Source organism: Variovorax sp. Soil_C_12 (assembly GCF_057657375.1).
In genome coordinates this window covers 146,643-163,196 of the sequence record NZ_JBDGIO010000014.1, presented here as the reverse complement: position 1 = coordinate 163,196, position 16,554 = coordinate 146,643, and the positions used below count along the sequence as shown (strand labels likewise).

The window sequence follows — 16,554 nt, the reverse complement described above, 5'->3', positions numbered from 1 at the left end:
ACACCTCTTCGCACCCCCCTTCAAGCGTTCGACCCTGGCCCTGCAGACCCGTACCGCGCTCATCGTGCTGTGCGCGGCCACCCACGGCGGCCATGCCAGTGCCCAGGAGGTCACCACCGGCGAAAGCAAGGCCCTGCCCACGGTCACCGTGACGGCCACGCCGAAGGACGACTCCCCGCAGCACCTCGACGCGCAGGTGACGAGCGGCGCCCTGGGCGCGCGCTCGCAGCTCGACACCCCCTTCTCCACCACCGTGATCAAGAGCGAGGACCTGGCGGAGCGCCAGGTGTCGAAGCTGGGCGATGTGTTCGCGCTCGACGCCTCGGTGTCGGACAACAGCGGCGCCTACAGCGCCTGGGCCAGCTACATCACGGTACGCGGCCTGCCGCTGGACTGGCAGAACGCCTACCGCATCGACGGCAAACCCTTCCTCAGCTATGCCATCACCCTGCCCTACGAGCACTTCGAGCAGATCGAGCTGCTCAAGGGCTCGTCCGGCTTCATGTACGGCTTCGGCACGCCGGGCGGCATCGTCAACTACGTGACCAAGAAGCCGACCGAGCAGCCGGTGCGCAGCATCGACATCGGCTACAAGTCGAACAACATCTGGAGCGAGCACGTCGACCTCGGCGGGCGCTTCGGCGCCGACGACCGCTTCGGCTTGCGCCTCAACGCCACGCACGAGGAAGGCGAGGCCTTCAACGACGGCGGCATCCGCCGCGATTCGGTGTCGCTGGCGCTCGACGCACGGCTGACGCGCGACCTGACCTGGAACTTCGACGCGCTCTACCAGAAGCGCAAGGCCACCGACCAGACCCCCTCGATCTATACCGGCAGCTACGTCGGCAGCAGCCTGCCCACCACGATCCGGGGCGACAACCAGTTGCTCGTGGGCGGCGGGCAGCACCTGAACACCGAGCTCCAGCTCTACTCGACCGGGCTCCAGTACAAGCTCTCGCCCGACTGGACCCTGAGCACCAGCTACAGCCACAGCAAGGCCACGCGCAGCCGCAACGAGGGCATCGCCTACCTGCTGGACCCGAGCGGCAACTACAGCGACTTTCGCTCCGACAGCAGCGAGGGCCACCGCTTCGACCAGTGGCAGGCGATGGCACAGGGCGTCGTGCGCACGGGCGCCGTCGAGCACCAGCTGACGCTGGGCGCCTCGTGGCAGAAGCAGACCAACGACTACAGCAGCAACGCCATCTACCAGTCGATCGGCACGGGCAATCTCTTCACGCAGAATCTCAACAGCTATTTCAGCTCGACCGACTTCTCGGTCTACCGCGACAGCGACATCACGCAGCGCGCGATCTTCGCCAGCGACACGCTGAAGTTCTCGCAGCGCTGGTCGGCGCTGGTCGGCCTGCGCAACACCGACTACGCGCAGAACGGCTACAGCTTCCTCGACGGCACGAGATCCTCGCAATACCGCAAGAACGGCGTGGTGACGCCCACGCTGGCCCTGATGTTCAAGCCGGCGCCGGACACCACGCTCTACACCAGCTACGTCGAATCCATGGAGCAGGGCGCGAGCGTGGGCCTCACCTACGCCAATGCGCGCGAGCTGCTGAGCCCGCTGAAGAGCAGGCAGTACGAGCTGGGCCTGAAGACCCAGCGCGAGCGCTGGAGCGCGACGGCCGCCCTGTTCCGCATCGAGCGCGGCGCCGAATACGCGAACAGCCAGAACGTCCTGGTGCAGGACGGCCAGTCCGTCTACCAGGGCCTCGAGCTGGGCGCCTCCAGCCGGCTCGGATCGCAGTGGCAGCTGAGCGGCAACCTGATGTACCTCGACAGCGCCTACCGGCGCGGCAGCGACAACGTCGGCAACCGCGTGGCGGGCGCGCCGAACTTCGTGGCCACCGCGCAGCTGTCGTACGCGGTGCCGCAGGTGCCGGGCCTCAAGCTGACGGCGGACGCGAAGTACACCGGCAGCACGATGCTCAACGCCTCCAACCAGATCAAGCTGCCCGGCTACACGGTGGCGAACATCGGCGCGAGCTACGCCACGCGCATCGGCGGCCACGACACCACCTTCCGCGTGGCGATCAACAACGTGGCCAACAAGCGCTACTGGGAATACCAGTACGCGGACTACATCAAGCCCGGCGACCCGCGCACCCTCAGCGTGAGCGCCAAGTTCGACTTCTAGCCGCGCCGGCCGGAATTGCCGCGCCCGCACGTGGCCAGGTGAGCATTACGACGACGCGGAAGCCACACGTGCGATCCCGGCCCGGAACGCGTCCGCGGTGGCCCCCGCATCCGACGCCATGTCGAGCTGCGCGCGGAAGCCGCTGTCGGAGAACAGCCGGGCGACCAGCGCGAGCAATTGCAGGTGATCGTCCCTGGCGCCCTCCTCCGGCACCAGGATGGCGAGCAGCTGGGAGACCGGCTTGCCGTCCGGCGCATGGAAGGCGATGGCACGGCGGGTGCGGATGAACAGGGTGGTCGGCTGTGCGATGCCGCCGATGCAGGCGTGCGGAATCGCGAATCCGTCGCCGAGTGCGGTCGTGCCTGCCTGCTCGCGCCGCCACAGCGCGCGAACGACCGGCGCCGGGTCGAGCCCACGGGCGCGGCAGATCGCCGCCGCCGCGACCTCGAGCGCATGAGGCCGGTCCCGGACGTCGACGTCGAACAGGATCTCCTGCGGTTGCAACCAGGCAGCGATCTGCGCGATGTCCTTGCTCATCCGGTCGTCCTCTCGTTGTGCCGGCCCCATTCTCGCTCCGACTGAATCGCCTCACACCCGGCATTCCGGTGTGTAGGCCGCCGCCGCTCGCCAGCCGGCGGCATCGTCCTACCCATCGCACGCCTCTCGCAGCGCAAGACCCCTTTGGCGCTCAGCCGCCGGCCACGGCGGACAGCCGAGGCAAAGGGGGACGTCATGCATGGACACAGCCGGTTCGAGGTCTGGGCGACGACATGGGGCCGCATGGCTTGCATCGCGGCGGCCGGCGGCCTCGCGGCCTGCGGCGGCGGCGGCGGTGGCGGGCATGGAGGCGGCGGCGTGGTTCTGCCGCCGCCGGGCCAGACCCGGCTCTCCTGCGACGACTCGATCAAGTCCGGCTTCAAGCCCGACGCCAACACCAGCGTGCTGCTGGTCAAGTCTTTCAAGACCGGCGATCCGCTGCTGCTGACGGGCGCCCCGACGCCCTCCACGCCCACCGCCACCACCGACCTCTGCGTGGTGAAACTGCTGGTAGGGCCGGGCAACCCGGGCCCGACGGACGCGCCCTCGACCTCGCCAGGCATCGGCATCGAGGTCTGGCTGCCCGGCGAGTCGAAGTGGAACGGCCGCGTGCATGTGAAGGGCGGCGGCGGCTGGGCCGGCGGCGTGCATACCTCGCTGACGGCGCTGGCCGGCGTCACGGGCGATCCCGCCGGCACGCCGGCCGACACCGCCATGGTGGAAGGCGCGGTTTCGGCCAGCACCGACACCGGCCACGCCAACACCGCCAACGGCGGCTCCTTCGCGATGAAGCCCGACGGCACGGTGAACACGGCACTGTGGAACGACTTCGCGCAGCGCGGCATCCACGAGATGGCCGTCAAGACCAAGGCGCTGGCGACCGCCTTCTACGGCACCGCACCCCGCTTTTCCTACTGGAACGGCTTCTCCACCGGCGGCCGCCAGGGCCACATGGAGGCGCAGGCGAACCCGGCCGACTTCGACGGCATCCTGGCCGGCGCGCCGGCCATCAACTGGACGAAGTTCACCACCGCCGGGCTGTACCCGCAGATCGTCTACCAGCGCGACCTCGGCGGCGTGCCGCTGACGGCAGCCCAACTGACGCTGATGGGCAATGCCGCCATCAACGCCTGTGACGTGGTGAACAGCCAGCACCTCGGCTACATCCCCGACCCCTCGCAATGCCGCTACGACCCGCAGTTGGACACCGCCGTGCTGTGCCCGAGCAGCGGCGGCACCGGACCGGCCGGCAGCTGCGTCACGGCCGCCCAGGCCCTGGCGATGAACAAGATCTGGTACGGGCAGACCAGCAACGGCTCGGTGCCCTCCCCCTCGGCGGATAACGGCTTCGCGACCTCGCCCGCCACGTCGGCCAACCAGCGCTGGTACGGGCTGACGCGCGGCACCAGCCTGACGGGGCTGGGCGGCGCGACGCCCAACACCCTCGCGACCGACATGGTGGCTCTGGAACTGCAGGACCCGACCTGGGCCACGCCTTCCTTCATCAACGCGACGGGCAACGGCATCAACCGATGGACGACCCTGTCGTACGCGAACCTCTCCAACGCCTTCGACCAAGGTGTTGCCCTGCAGGCCGCCTTCGCCAACATCAACACCGACGACCCGAACATCGACCGCTTCGCCGCGCGCGGCGGCAAGATGCTGGTCTACCACGGCCTCGCCGACACGCTGATCCCGCCGCAGGGCACCGTGAACTACTACACCCGGCTCGCCTCGCGGGCGGGCGGCGATACGGTGGCTCGCAACTTCTACCGGCTGTTCCTGGTGCCCGGCATGGGCCACACCTTCGGCAACGGCACCACCAACCCGGCCGCGAACCCGCCGCTGCCGACCAACGCCCAGCTCTACCTGGCGCTGACGCTGTGGGTGGAAAGCGGCAACTCGCCCGAGCGCATCGACGTCTCGGCGCCGGCCACCGGCACCTCGCCGGCCAGTTCGCGACCGCTGTGCCTGTATCCGACCAAGGCCACGCTGACCGGCGGCGATCCGCGGCTGGCGGCGTCGTACGTTTGCTCCTGAATGAGAACTTACGATTACGCCGTCAGCCTTATGCCGGATGATTTGTTGCACCCCGTGGCGACTAATGCCACAGTTTGGCGACCTTCCCGCCTAGGGGAATCTCCTCTCCCATCACTTTTTGCGAGACCATTGGCGCCATCACAGCACCGCTTCGTTCCACGAGCACTTCCATGGCCAAGATCACCTTCGCACAATCGCCCACCACCGCCCCGCGCCGCGCGCCCCGGCTGGTTTTTCGGCCGGCCGATGCGCGCCGCCTGTTCCGGCGCGGTGACCTGGCGATGTGCGCGGGCGCTATCGTGGTGGTGTGCGAGTCCGAGCGTGACGAGGGCGACGCCAATCCCGAACTGAGCGTGCGCTCCACCCGCGGCATCGACGGCACGGCGCGGGCCAAGAGCCTGCAACTGCTGGCCGGCGTGGACACGCAGGAGTTCGGCCCCGGCTACCACGACCTGCTGAAGTTCATCGCCGAGGCCGGCGCCGCCCTCTGATCACCGGCGGCCGCAGCGCCGCCTGAGTCCCTAGTCGGCCTTGATGTCGGCCGCCTTGATCACCTTCGACCATTTCGCCAGTTCCTGGTCCACGAACTTGCCCAGCGCGGGCGGGTCCATGTAGACGGCGAAGGCGCCCTGGTCGTCCACCTTCTTGCGGAAGCTCTCGCTCTCGACGATCTTGCGGATTTCGCTGCTCAGCTTGGCGACGATTTCCGGCGGTGTCTTCGCCGGCGCAAAGACCGCGAACCACGAATCCACCTCGTAGCCGGGCAGCCCGGCCTCGGCCGACGTCGGCACATTGGGCATCGAGGGATGCCGTTGGGTGCCCGTGTACGCCAGCGCCTTGAGCTTGCCGCTCGCGATGTGGCCGATCACCGAGGGCGGCGTGGTGATGAACATGTCGACATTGCCCGCGATCAGGTCGTTGATCGCCGGGCCCGAGCCCTTGTAGGGCACATGGGTCATCGGCTGCTTCGCCTGGCGCGACAGCAGCTCGCCTGCGATGTGCTGGATCGAGCCGTTGCCGGAGGAGGCGTAGTTGAGGCCGCCGTCGCCCTTCTTCTTGCCGTACTCGATCAGCTCCTTCATCGAGTTGACCGGCAGCTTGCCGCTGACCGCCACCACGTGCGGCGCGCGCATCACCAGCGCGACCGGCACGAAGTCCTTCGTCGGGCTCCACTTCATCTGCTGGAACAGCGCGGGGTTGCCCACGTGATAGCCGGAGTACTGCATGAGGATCGTGTAGCCATCGGGCGCGGCGCGGGCCACGGCCTCGGTGCCGATGTTGCCGCTGGCGCCCGGCTTGTTGTCGACCACGACCGGCTGGCCGAGCGCACGCGACAGCGGATCGCCGACCAGGCGCGCCATGATGTCGGTGGAGCCGGCCGGCGCCGTGGGGACGATGAAGGTGATGGGCTTCGAGGGAAAGGTGTCGGCGTGCGAGGCCATCACGGCGAATGCGGCGCAGGCCGCGAGCAGACTGTGGGCGAGTTTCATGTGTTGTCTCCTTTTCAAAAAAAATCGGGTATGGGTGAGCTCAGGCCTTCAGCTCCGAGATCTCGATGAGGTTGAGATCCGGGTCGCGCACATAGACCGAGCGGATGCGCGACGTCGCGCCGGTGCGCATCACCGGGCCTTCGATGATGGGCACCTGCTTCTCGGCGAGGCGCGCGATCACGTCGTCCAGCGGCACGGCGGCGATGAAGCAGAGGTCCAGCGCGCCGGGCATCGGCGCCTGCGCCTTGGGCTCGAACTCGTGGCCCTTCAGGTGCAGGTTGATCTTCTGGTTGCCGAAGCGGAAGGCCTTGCGGCCCTCGCCGAAGGTCTCGAGCGTCATGCCCATGACCTCGACGTAGAAGCGCACGCAGGCGGGCTCGTCGGCGGTGGTCAGCACCAGGTGGTCCAGATGGTCGATCATGCTTGCAGCTCCTTCCTGCCTTCGCCACGCGCCTTGGCGCGCTCGACGATCTCGCTGAAATCCGCCGGCGGCGCATGGCGCGTGAGGCGATGGCCGGCGCGGGAGACCTGCGCCGGCAGTTCGTGCTGCACCAGCGCTTCGAGCTGGGCCGCGGCGCCGATCAGGCCGCCCAGGTCCATGCCCGTGTCGTAGCCCATGCACTGCAGCATGTGGATCACGTCCTCGGTCGCGACGTTGCCGGTCGCGCCGGGCGCATAGGGGCAGCCGCCGATGCCGCCCAGCGACATGTCGAAGCGGCGCACGCCGGCCTCCACCGCCGCCACCGTGTTGACCAGGCCCATGGCGCGGGTGTTGTGGAAATGCGCGGTGAAGTCCAGCGAGGGGAAGCGCTCCAGCGCGCTCGCGCAGACCTGCTGCACCTGCGTCGGATAGGCCATGCCCGTGGTGTCGCACAGGGTGATGCCGGCCACGCCCAGCGCGGCGAAGCGGTCGATCCAACCCAGCACGCCCGCGAGCGGCACCTCGCCCTCCATCGGGCAGCCGAACACGCAGGACAGCGAGACGTTCACCGGCACTTTCGCCTGTCGCGCCAGCGCAATCACCTCGGCCAGCTGCGCGAAGGACTGTTCGCGCGTCATGCGCAGGTTGGCGAGGTTGTGGGTCTCGCTGGCCGACATCACGATGTTGAACTCGTCGACGCGGCTGTCCAGCGCGCGCTCGCCGCCGCGCAGGTTGGGCACCAGCGCGGTGTAGACCACGCCGGGGCGGCGCGCGATGCGGCCCATGACCTCCTCGCCGTCGCGCAGCGCCGGGATGGCCTTGGGCGAGGTGAAGGAGGTGACCTCGATCTTGGCGTAGCCCAGGCCGCTCAGGCGGTCGACCAGCGCGATCTTGTCCTCGGTGGGGATGAAGCGGCTTTCCATCTGGAAGCCGTCGCGGGTGGCGACCTCGTTGACGAAGAGGCGCGTGCCGTTGCCGGTGTTCATGTGAAGTCCTTTCAGTGAGTGCGCGCGGGCCAGCCGGCGCCGGGCTGCAATTGATCGTCGTGCTGGCCCAGCCGCGGCGCCGGATGCGCGATGCGGCCCGGCGTGGCGCTGAGCTTGGGCACGATGCCCGGCACCTTGAGCGTGCGGCCATCGGAGGTCGGCGCCTCGATGATCATTTCGCGCGCCAGGTACTGCGGGTCGCTCGCGATGTCGGCCACCGTGTAGATGCGCCCGACCGGCACGCCGGCCGCATCGAGCGCGGCCAGCACCTCGTCGCGGCTGCGCTGCACGGTCCAGGCCTCGATGGCGGCATCGAGCATCTCGACCTGCGCCACGCGGCCGTCGTTGTGGCGCAGCGCCGGGTCGTCCTCCAGGTCGGGGCGCTCGATCACGCGCATCAGCCGGCGAAAGATGCTGTCGCCGTTGCCGGCCACCAGCACGTAGTGGCCATCGTTGCAGCGGTAGGCGTTGGTGGGCGCGATGCCCGGCAACGCGCTGCCGGCGCGCTCGCGCACCGCGCCGAAGGCGTCGTACTCGGGCAGCAGGCTCTCCATCACGTTGAAGACCGACTCGTAGAGCGCCACGTCGATGAACTGGCCTTCACCGCCGTGGGCCGCGCGGTGGTAGAGCGCCATCAGCACGCCGATCACGCCGTGCAGCGCCGACAGCGTGTCGCCCAGCGAGATGCCCACGCGCACCGGCACCCGGCCCGGCTCGCCGCTGAGGTAGCGCAGCCCGCCCATGGATTCGCCGAGCACGCCGAAGCCGGGCTTGTCGCGGTAAGGGCCGGTCTGGCCGTAGCCCGAGATGCGCAGCATCACCAGCTTCGGGTTGAGGGCATGCAGCTGCTCCCAGCCCAGGCCCCAGCCCTCCAGCGTGCCGGGCTTGAAGTTCTCGATCAGCACGTCGGCCTCGAGCGCCAGGGCGCGCACCGCCGCCTGCCCTTCGGTGCTGCGCAGGTCCAGGCAGACCGAGCGCTTGTTGCGCGACTGCACTTCCCACCACACCGAGCTGCCGTTGCGCAGCATGCGCCACTTGCGCAGCGGGTCGCCCACCTCGGCGGGCTCGACCTTGATCACGTCGGCGCCGAATTCGGCCAGGGTCTTGCCGGCAAAGGGGCCGGCGATGAGCTGGCCGAGTTCCAGGACTTTGAGGCCTTCGAGTGCGTTCATGGCGTTGCGTTTGTCTCTTGAGTGGAATGGCCTTCACTGTAGAAAAGCGGCGGCCTTTGCGGAATTGCTTTGACGGCAGAAGGGCTTCGCAAAATGCGAAGGCCCTCCCTAGAATCGCCCCATGGCCCGAACGATCAACCCGGCCCGCATCGACTTCGTCACCCTGCGCCTGTTTTGCGCGGTGGCGCAATCGGGCAGCATCACCAAGGGCGCCGAGGCCTGCCACCTGGCGCTCTCGGCGGCGAGCCGGCGCCTTTCCGATTTCGAAGGCGCCACCGGCTCGAAGCTGCTGGAGCGCAGCGCCCAGGGCATTGCGCTGACGCCGGCCGGCCACGTGGCCATGCAGCACGCGATGCGCCTGTTCCAGGGCTTCGAGCAGTTCAGCAGCGAGCTGGGCGACTACGCGGCCGGGGTGCGCGGCCATGTGCGGCTGTGGGCCAACATGTCGGCGCTCACGGAGTTCCTGCCGGCGGCGCTCGCAACCTTTCTGGAGCGGCATCCCGACATCCGCGTCGAGGTCGAGGAGCAGCTGAGCGGCGACATCGTGCGCGCCCTGGTCGACGGCCTGGCCGACGTCGGCGTGTTCGCCGAGAACACGCCGGCCTACGGGCTGGACATCGCGCCCTTCCAGACCGACGAGCTGGTGGTGCTGTGCGCCAGGCAGCATCCCCTGGCGCGCCTGAAGCGGGTCGATTTCAAGACCTGCCTGGCCTACGAGTTCGTGGGCCTGAACCGCAGCAGCTCGCTGCTCGAGCTGACCTCGCGCGCGGCCGAGCAGGCCGGCGTTCCGATGCGGCTGCGGGTGCAGGTGCGCAGCTTCGATGCGATGTGCCACATGATCGCGGCCGGCCTGGGCATCGGCGTGGTGCCGCTGGCGGCCTGCTCGGCGCAGGTCAGCGTGCTGGACCTGCGCGTCGTGCGGCTCAAGGACGCCTGGGCGGTGCGCCGGCTGCTGATGGCCACCAAGACCGGCGAGGCCCTGTCGCCGGCCGCGGGCCTGTTGCTGCGGCACCTCGCGGCCTCGGGCGACGACCACCGGCCCGGTGCGGAACGCGCGGCAGCGACCTGATCGGAGAAGGAGCCATGGCGAACCCAAGAAGGCAACGCACGAACGGCCCGCCCGCGCCCGCGGCCAAGCGCACCCTGCCCGGCCAGGTGGTGGTGGTGTTCCAGGGTGGCGGCGCGCTGGGCGCCTACCAGGTCGGCGTCTACCAGGCGCTGCACGAGGCGGGCATCGAGCCCGACTGGGTCATCGGCACCTCCATCGGCGCCATCAACGCCGCGCTGATCGCGGGCAACCCGCCTGAGCGGCGGCTCGACCGGCTCGATCGCTTCTGGACGCAGATCCAGGCCCTGACCGCCGGGCCCGAGCTGCCGGCATGGCCGGAACTGGGCCGGCTGCTGTCGAACATGGCGACCCTGGTGCGCGGCATTCCGGACTTCTTCACGCCCAACCTGTACGCGCTGCGCGGGCCGGCCGCGCCGCTCGGCATCGAGGCTGCTTCCTACTACAGCACCGCGCCACTGCGCGAGACGCTGAACGAGCTGCTCGACCTCGACTACCTGAACCTGTGCCGCATGCGCATGACGGTGGGCGCGGTGAACGCCCGCAGCGGCGAGATGCGCTACTTCGATACCCGCGACGAGCAGCTCGGCATCGAGCACGTGATGGCCTCCGGCGCCCTGCCGCCGGCCTTTCCGGCCGTGCGCATCGGCGGCCAGCCCTACTGGGACGGTGGCATCTACTCCAACACGCCGCTCGAGGCCGTGCTCGACGACAAGCCGCGCCGCGACTCGCTCATCTTCGCCGTCAACATGTGGCAGCAGGCCGCGCCGGAGCCGCAGTCGATCCTCGAGGTGATGGCGCGCCAGAAGGACATCCAGTACGCCAGCCGGGCCGACAGCCACATCGCGCGCCAGAAGCAGATCCACCGGCTGCGCCACGTGATCCGGGAGCTGCAGAAGAAGATCCCGGCCGCGCGGCGCGCCGACCCGGAGGTGGCGGAGCTGGCCGCCTACGGCTGCGGCACCCTCATGCACGTGGTGCACCTGGTGGCGCCGCCGCTGGCCGGCGAGGACCAGACCAAGGACATCGACTTCACCGCGGCGACCGTGCGGGACCGCCGCGCTGCGGGCCTGGCCGACGCGCGGCGCATGATCGCGCAGGCGCCATGGCAGACAGCCGCGGTGGACCCGATCGAGGGTGTGATCGAGCACCGCTGAGCGCCCGCGAGGAGCGTAATATGCAGCGGCTCTAGTGGACTCGTCTGTTCCCCATGGAGTTGGCATCGGTGAACTCGGCTGATCTCAAACAACGCCTGCTGGCCATCCTCGCGGCGGACGCCGTGGGCTATTCCCGCCTGATGGCCGGCGACGACCGCGGCACCGTGGCCGCGCTCGATGCCGCCCGCGCGGTCTTCCGCAGCCGCATCGAGGCCGGCCACGGCCGCGTGATCGACATGGCCGGCGATTCTGTGCTCGCCGTGTTCGAGACCGCAGCGGGCGCGGTGACGGCCGCCATCGCCGTCCAGCAGCAGCTGGGCGCATCCACCGGCGGCGTGCCGCAGGACCGGCGCATGCTCTTTCGCATCGGCATCCACATGGGCGACGTCATCGAGAAGGCGGACGGCACGGTCTACGGCGACGGCGTGAACATCGCCTCGCGGCTGTGCGCGGTGGCCGAGGCGGGCGGCATCGTCGTGTCCGACGCCGTGTACGGAGCCGTGCGCGACCGGATCGTCGCCAGCTTCGTCGACCAGGGCGAGCAGCCGATGAAGAACATCGCGCACCTGGTCCATGCCTTCCAGCTGAAGCCTGCCGAGCCGGCGCCCCCGCCCGCGCGCTCGAACTCTCCGGCACTGCGCCTGCCGGACCGGCCTTCGCTGGCCGTGCTGCCCTTCACCAACATGAGCGGCGACCCGGAGCAGGAGTACTTCGCCGACGGCATCACCGAGGACATCATCACCGACTGCTCCAAGATCTCCGGCCTGTTCGTGATTGCACGCAACTCGACCTTCACCTTCAAGAAGCAGAACGTCGACATCAAGGACGTGGGGGCCAAGCTGGGCGTGCGGCACGTGCTCGAGGGCAGCGTGCGGCGCCACGGCATGCGGGTGCGCATCAACGTGCAGCTCATCGATGCCCAATCTGGCGGGCATGTCTGGGCGGACCGCTACGACCGTGACCTCGAGGACATCTTCCTGGTGCAGGACGAGGTCACGCGCAAGATCGTGGAGACGCTGGAGGTGCGTCTCACCGGCAACGAGGAGGCGCGCCGGCACGATCGCGGCAAGGTCAACGGCGAGGCCTACGACTATCTCATTCGCGCGAAGAGCTGCATCGTGCAGTTCACGGAACCGGCCCTGGTCGAGACGCGCGAGATGCTGGAGCGCGCACTGGCGATCGACCCGGAGCTGGCGCAGGCCTATGCCTACCTGGCGATCGCCCGCGGCGTCGAGTACGCCAACGCCTGGAACGGCAGGACGGCGGACGACCTCGAGGAAAACCTGGCGGTGGCGCGCAAGGCCTGCGAGCTGGACCCCGCCGAGCCCATGTCGCATCACGCGATGTCGAACGCGCTGATGTGGCTGCGCAGGCTGGACGAGGCCGAGAGCGCCGCGCGGCGCTCGGTGGCGCTCGACCCCAACTCCGCCCAGAGTTATGGGACGCTGGGCATCATCCTGGATTTCTCCGGGCGGCACGCGGAGGCGGTCGAAGCGCTCGCGAAGGCCCTGCGCCTCGACCCGGAGTTCAGCCTGTGGCGGCACGCGCAGGGGCGGGCTCAATTCGCCCTCGGGCACGACGCCGAGGCCGAAGTGAGTTTCAAGCGCCGCCTGATCCAGATGCCGGGGTCGGACGTCACGCGCGCCTACCTGGCCTCGCTCTACGGCCACACCGGCCGCCACGACGAGGCCGGCCGGATCTGGCGCGAGCTGATGGCCCTGCATCCCGGCTACACAATCGAGCTCACGCTGCGCGTCCTGCCCTACACCAGCCCGGCGCCGCTCGAGCGCTTCGTGGCGGGGCTGCGCAAGGCCGGGTTGGTGGCTTGAAACGGCAGGGCGGCCGGGCCGTTCAGGACACCGTGCCCGCCCCCACCAGCATCTCGCACGGCCCCTCGAACCCTTCCGCGGTCTCGAAGCCCCGCAGCGCGACCTCTATCGCCTCCCAGGTCCGCGCCCGCTCCTCCTCGCTCAACCCGATCATCATCTGGTGCAGGGCCCCGAAGGACTCCCGCTCGAAGCGCACGCACTCCGCCGCACTCGGCAGCCGCACCGGCGAAGACACCTTGCGCACCTCGATCTCCCGCAGCCCCGCCTTGGCGAACGCGGCCTCGAGCACGCCCTCGCCACCCAGCGAGAAAGGCCCGGGCTGCCCCGGCAGCGGCGGCGGCAGCCCGGCGCGCTCGCGGATGATCTTCACGGGGATCGAGAAGAAGGCGTTGCGCTCGGGCGTCGAATAGACGACTGCCGCGATTCGCCCACCCGGCCGCAGCGCCCGCCGCATGCCGGCCAGCGCGCGCTGCTGGTCGGGAAAATAGATCAGGCCGACGCGGCTGATCACGGCATCGAAGCTGGCGGCCGGCAAAGTGTCGAGTGCCTCGCCGTCGAGCTCGCGGACCTCGAGGTTCGTGAGCCCGGCGGCCCTGGCATCGGCGGTGGCGCGTTCCAGCAGCGCAGGCGCAATATCGGTGGCGAGCACATGGCCCGCCGCGCCCACGCGCCGCGCGGCGGCGATCGATTGCTCGCCCGCACCGGCCGCGACGTCGAGCACGCGCGAGCCCGGCCCGATGTGTGCCAGATCGAACATGGTGTCGGTCGCGGCGCCGAGCCAGCGGCCGAGGAAGGGGCCCCAGCGGTGCCAGGCCTCGGCCGCGGCCTGCCATTGCGCGCGGGTGGTGGTCTTGAAGGCGGCGGGGTCGAAGACAGGCGGGGTGGCGACGGTGCTCATGGTGCTCTCCTTGAGGTGTGGTGGTGCCGCAAGGATGGCCGCGTGGAGCTCGCCTCGCCAGTCCAGAATCTGTACTGGCCTCGGAGCGCGCAAGCAGCTAGATTGGCGCCATGATCGACTACGGCCAGTTCTGCACCGTCGCGCGCGGCGCCGAGGTGCTGTGCGAGCGCTGGACGCCGCTGGTGGTGCGCGAGCTGATGTGCGGCAGCACGCGCTTCAACGACATCCGGCGCGGGGTGCCGCGCATGTCGGGCTCGCTGCTCGCGCAGCGCCTGCGCAAGCTCGAGGAGGTCGGCGTGGTCAAGCGCGTCCAGGGCACGGGCACGTCGGCCGAGTACCACCTCACCGGTGCCGGCGAGGAGCTGCGCCCCATCGTGATGGCGCTGGGCCACTGGGGCGCACGCTGGATCGGCAGCCGCCTCAAGCGCGGGCAGCTCGACGCGGGCTTCCTGATGTGGGACATCCGCCGCTTCGTGCACCTGGACGAATGCCCGCCCGGGCGCTGCATCGTGGTCCACTTCCGCTTCACCGATGCGCCCGAGGGCGAGCGGCGCTGGTGGCTGGTGATCGACCAGGGCACGGCCGATCTCTGCCGCGACAACCCGGGCGACGAGCCGACGCTCGTCGTCGAATCGACCGTGCTCGCGCTGACCGAGATCTGGACCGGCGACCGCGAGGCGGAGGACCAGATCCGCGAGCGGCGCGTGCGTCTCACCGGTGGAGCGCGCGATGCCCGCGACCTGTGGCGCTGGCTGGGCCGCAGCGCCTTCGCCGAGACGCGGGCCGCGGTGCGGGTCTGACGCGCCCTTCGCCCGTTGCGGGACCATGACACGCTGAGGGCTTTCACCGAGCCCCCTTTGCGCCGCACGCGGCGCATACTGGCGGAAAAGCCCGCATCGGCCCACCCACGAGGGCCCCGGGCGGCAGCAAGGAGACAAAGCTTTGCAGCGAACCGATATCGCGAACCCGGCCTATTTCCACAAGGTCGTCGATTGCCAGTACGCCTGTCCGGCGCACACCCCCGTCCCCGAGTACATCCGACTGATCGCGCAGCGCCGCTACGGCGACGCCTACATGATCAACTGGGTTTCCAACGTCTTCCCGGGCATCCTCGGGCGCACCTGCGACCGGCCCTGCGAGCCGGCCTGCCGGCGCGGGCGGGTGGAGGAGAGCAACGCGCAGAAGCCCGAGCCGGTGGCGATCTGCCGGCTCAAGCGCGTGGCCGCCGACATGAAGGAAGACGTGCGCGCGCGCATGCCGGTGCCCGAGCCGCGCAACGGCAAGCGCATCGCCTGCATCGGCGCGGGGCCGGCCTCCCTCACCGTCGCGCGCGACCTGGCGCCGCTGGGCTACGAGGTGACGGTGTTCGACGAGGGCACCCAGGCCGGTGGCTTCATGCGCACGCAGATCCCGCACTTTCGCCTGCCCGAGTCGGTGATCGACGAGGAGACGGGCTACATCCTGGACCTCGGCGTCGAGTTCCGCGGCGGGGAGCGCATCGACTCGATGAAGGCCCTGATGGCGCAGGACTGGGACGCGATCTTCGTCGGCTGCGGCGCCCCGCGCGGGCGCGACCTCGACCTGCCCGGCCGGCAAGAGGCCGCGGCCCGCATCCACATCGGCATCGACTGGCTGGCTTCCGTCTCCTTCAGCCACATCACCAGCATCGGAGAGCGCGTCATCGTGCTGGGCGGCGGCAACACCGCCATGGACTGCTGCCGCTCGGCGCGCCGCCTGGGCGGCACGGACGTGAAGGTGATCGTGCGCAGCGGCTTCGAGGAGATGAAGGCTTCGCCGTGGGAGAAGGAGGATGCGCAGCACGAGGGCATCCCCATCATCAACTTCCATGTGCCCAAGGCCTTCGTGCATGAAAGCGGCAAGCTGGTGGGCATGCTGTTCCAGATCGTCCGGGCACAGTACGACGAACAGGGCCAGCGCTCGCTGGTGCCCACCGGCGAGCCCGAGGCCTTCTTCGAATGCGACGAGGTGCTGGTGGCGGTGGGCCAGGAGAACGCTTTCCCCTGGATCGAGCGCGACAGCGGCATCGGCTTCGACAAGTGGGGTCTGCCCGTGCTGAACAAGAGCACCTTCCAATCCACCGTGCCGCATGTGTTCTTCGGCGGCGATGCGGCCTTCGGCCCCAAGAACATCATCGAGGCCGTGGCCCACGGGCACGAGGCCGCGGTGTCGATCGACCGGCTGCTGCACGGCGAGTCGATCCAGCTGCGCCCTGCCCCCATGACCAACCTGATGTCGCAGAAGATGGGCATCCACGAGTGGAGCTACGACAACGACATCACCAACGACCTGCGCTACAAGGTGCCCTGGGCCAAGGCGGAGAAGGCGCTGGCCAGCATCCGGGTCGAGGTGGAGCTGGGCTTCGACGCCGCCACCGCCTTCAAGGAGGCCGAGCGCTGCCTCAACTGCGATGTGCAGACCGTGTTCACCGAGGTCGCGTGCATCGAGTGCGATGCCTGCGTGGACATCTGCCCGATGGACTGCATCAGCTTCACCACCAATGGCGAGGAAGCGGACCTGCGGCAACGGCTGAAGGCACCGGCGCTCAACCTGGCGCAGGACCTGTACGTGTCCGGCGGGCTCAAGACCGGCCGGGTGATGGTCAAGGACGAGGACGTCTGCCTGCACTGCGGGCTGTGCGCCGAGCGCTGCCCTACCGGCGCGTGGGACATGCAGAAGTTTTTGATCAAGATGACGCCGGCGGGACCGCAATCCCGCGATGCGCACGTCGCGCCGAAGCAGGGGGTGCCGGCATGAGACGCCGGGCCGCTCCCAAGTCGAATAGCAC

Annotated in this window: 14 protein-coding genes; 8 read left to right on the top strand and 6 right to left on the bottom strand. The window is 69.4% G+C overall.

Annotation, left to right across the window (positions count from 1 at the left end; genetic code table 11):
• The first annotated feature begins 34 nt into the window (after positions 1-34).
• Positions 35-2,152, top strand: coding sequence for a TonB-dependent siderophore receptor (locus AC3A6X_RS29010; RefSeq protein WP_487845434.1), 2,118 nt, complete (start codon positions 35-37; stop codon positions 2,150-2,152).
• A 45-nt stretch (positions 2,153-2,197) separates the two neighbouring features.
• Here AC3A6X_RS29010 and AC3A6X_RS29005 read toward each other — a convergent pair whose 3' ends face one another.
• Entirely contained in the window at positions 2,198-2,689 is a 492-nt protein-coding gene (locus AC3A6X_RS29005; protein WP_487845396.1) for a PTS sugar transporter subunit IIA, read from the bottom strand.
• 195 nt (positions 2,690-2,884) lie between these two features.
• Between AC3A6X_RS29005 and AC3A6X_RS29000 the strand changes: the two genes are divergently transcribed.
• Positions 2,885-4,729: a tannase/feruloyl esterase family alpha/beta hydrolase gene (locus AC3A6X_RS29000; protein WP_487845395.1), complete on the top strand. Its 1,845-nt coding sequence runs from the start codon at positions 2,885-2,887 to the stop codon at positions 4,727-4,729.
• 170 nt (positions 4,730-4,899) lie between these two features.
• A complete protein-coding gene (locus AC3A6X_RS28995; RefSeq protein ID WP_487845394.1) occupies positions 4,900-5,220 on the top strand; it encodes a hypothetical protein in 321 nt (106 codons plus the stop codon).
• A gap of 30 nt (positions 5,221-5,250) precedes the next feature.
• Here AC3A6X_RS28995 and AC3A6X_RS28990 read toward each other — a convergent pair whose 3' ends face one another.
• From AC3A6X_RS28990 to AC3A6X_RS28975, 4 genes are read right to left on the bottom strand one after another with little or no spacing between them, the layout of a single operon-like run.
• Positions 5,251-6,219 (bottom strand): Bug family tripartite tricarboxylate transporter substrate binding protein, encoded by a 969-nt coding sequence (locus AC3A6X_RS28990; RefSeq protein ID WP_487845393.1) that lies wholly within the window; start codon positions 6,217-6,219, stop codon positions 5,251-5,253.
• A 40-nt stretch (positions 6,220-6,259) separates the two neighbouring features.
• Positions 6,260-6,640 carry a VOC family protein gene (locus tag AC3A6X_RS28985; protein WP_309963731.1) on the bottom strand — a complete coding sequence of 127 codons (381 nt, stop codon included), beginning with the start codon at positions 6,638-6,640 and terminating at the stop codon, positions 6,260-6,262.
• Complete coding sequence (locus tag AC3A6X_RS28980) at positions 6,637-7,626, bottom strand: hydroxymethylglutaryl-CoA lyase (RefSeq protein WP_487845392.1); 990 nt, start codon at positions 7,624-7,626, stop codon at positions 6,637-6,639. Before AC3A6X_RS28980 ends, AC3A6X_RS28985 begins: the two co-directional genes overlap by 4 nt.
• An 11-nt stretch (positions 7,627-7,637) precedes the next feature.
• Positions 7,638-8,798: a CaiB/BaiF CoA transferase family protein gene (locus AC3A6X_RS28975; RefSeq protein ID WP_487845391.1), complete on the bottom strand. Its 1,161-nt coding sequence runs from the start codon at positions 8,796-8,798 to the stop codon at positions 7,638-7,640.
• A gap of 121 nt (positions 8,799-8,919) precedes the next feature.
• Here AC3A6X_RS28975 and AC3A6X_RS28970 point away from each other — a divergent pair, with 121 nt between their 5' ends.
• From AC3A6X_RS28970 to AC3A6X_RS28960, 3 genes are all read left to right on the top strand, one after another.
• Positions 8,920-9,867 carry a LysR family transcriptional regulator gene (locus AC3A6X_RS28970; RefSeq protein WP_487845390.1) on the top strand — a complete coding sequence of 316 codons (948 nt, stop codon included), beginning with the start codon at positions 8,920-8,922 and terminating at the stop codon, positions 9,865-9,867.
• A gap of 14 nt (positions 9,868-9,881) precedes the next feature.
• Positions 9,882-11,021: a patatin-like phospholipase family protein gene (locus AC3A6X_RS28965; RefSeq protein ID WP_487845389.1), complete on the top strand. Its 1,140-nt coding sequence runs from the start codon at positions 9,882-9,884 to the stop codon at positions 11,019-11,021.
• 68 nt (positions 11,022-11,089) lie between these two features.
• On the top strand, positions 11,090-12,850 hold the full coding sequence (locus tag AC3A6X_RS28960) for an adenylate/guanylate cyclase domain-containing protein (protein ID WP_487845388.1): 1,761 nt from the start codon (positions 11,090-11,092) through the stop codon (positions 12,848-12,850).
• Positions 12,851-12,872: 22 nt separating this feature from the next.
• On the opposite strand, the gene AC3A6X_RS28955 is transcribed toward AC3A6X_RS28960, so the two are convergent.
• Positions 12,873-13,748 carry a class I SAM-dependent methyltransferase gene (locus AC3A6X_RS28955; protein WP_487845387.1) on the bottom strand — a complete coding sequence of 292 codons (876 nt, stop codon included), beginning with the start codon at positions 13,746-13,748 and terminating at the stop codon, positions 12,873-12,875.
• Between the two features lie 110 nt (positions 13,749-13,858).
• Here AC3A6X_RS28955 and AC3A6X_RS28950 point away from each other — a divergent pair, with 110 nt between their 5' ends.
• Positions 13,859-14,548 carry a winged helix-turn-helix transcriptional regulator gene (locus tag AC3A6X_RS28950; protein ID WP_487845386.1) on the top strand — a complete coding sequence of 230 codons (690 nt, stop codon included), beginning with the start codon at positions 13,859-13,861 and terminating at the stop codon, positions 14,546-14,548.
• Between the two features lie 142 nt (positions 14,549-14,690).
• Entirely contained in the window at positions 14,691-16,523 is a 1,833-nt protein-coding gene (locus tag AC3A6X_RS28945; RefSeq protein WP_487845385.1) for an FAD-dependent oxidoreductase, read from the top strand.
• The last annotated feature ends 31 nt before the right edge of the window (positions 16,524-16,554 follow it).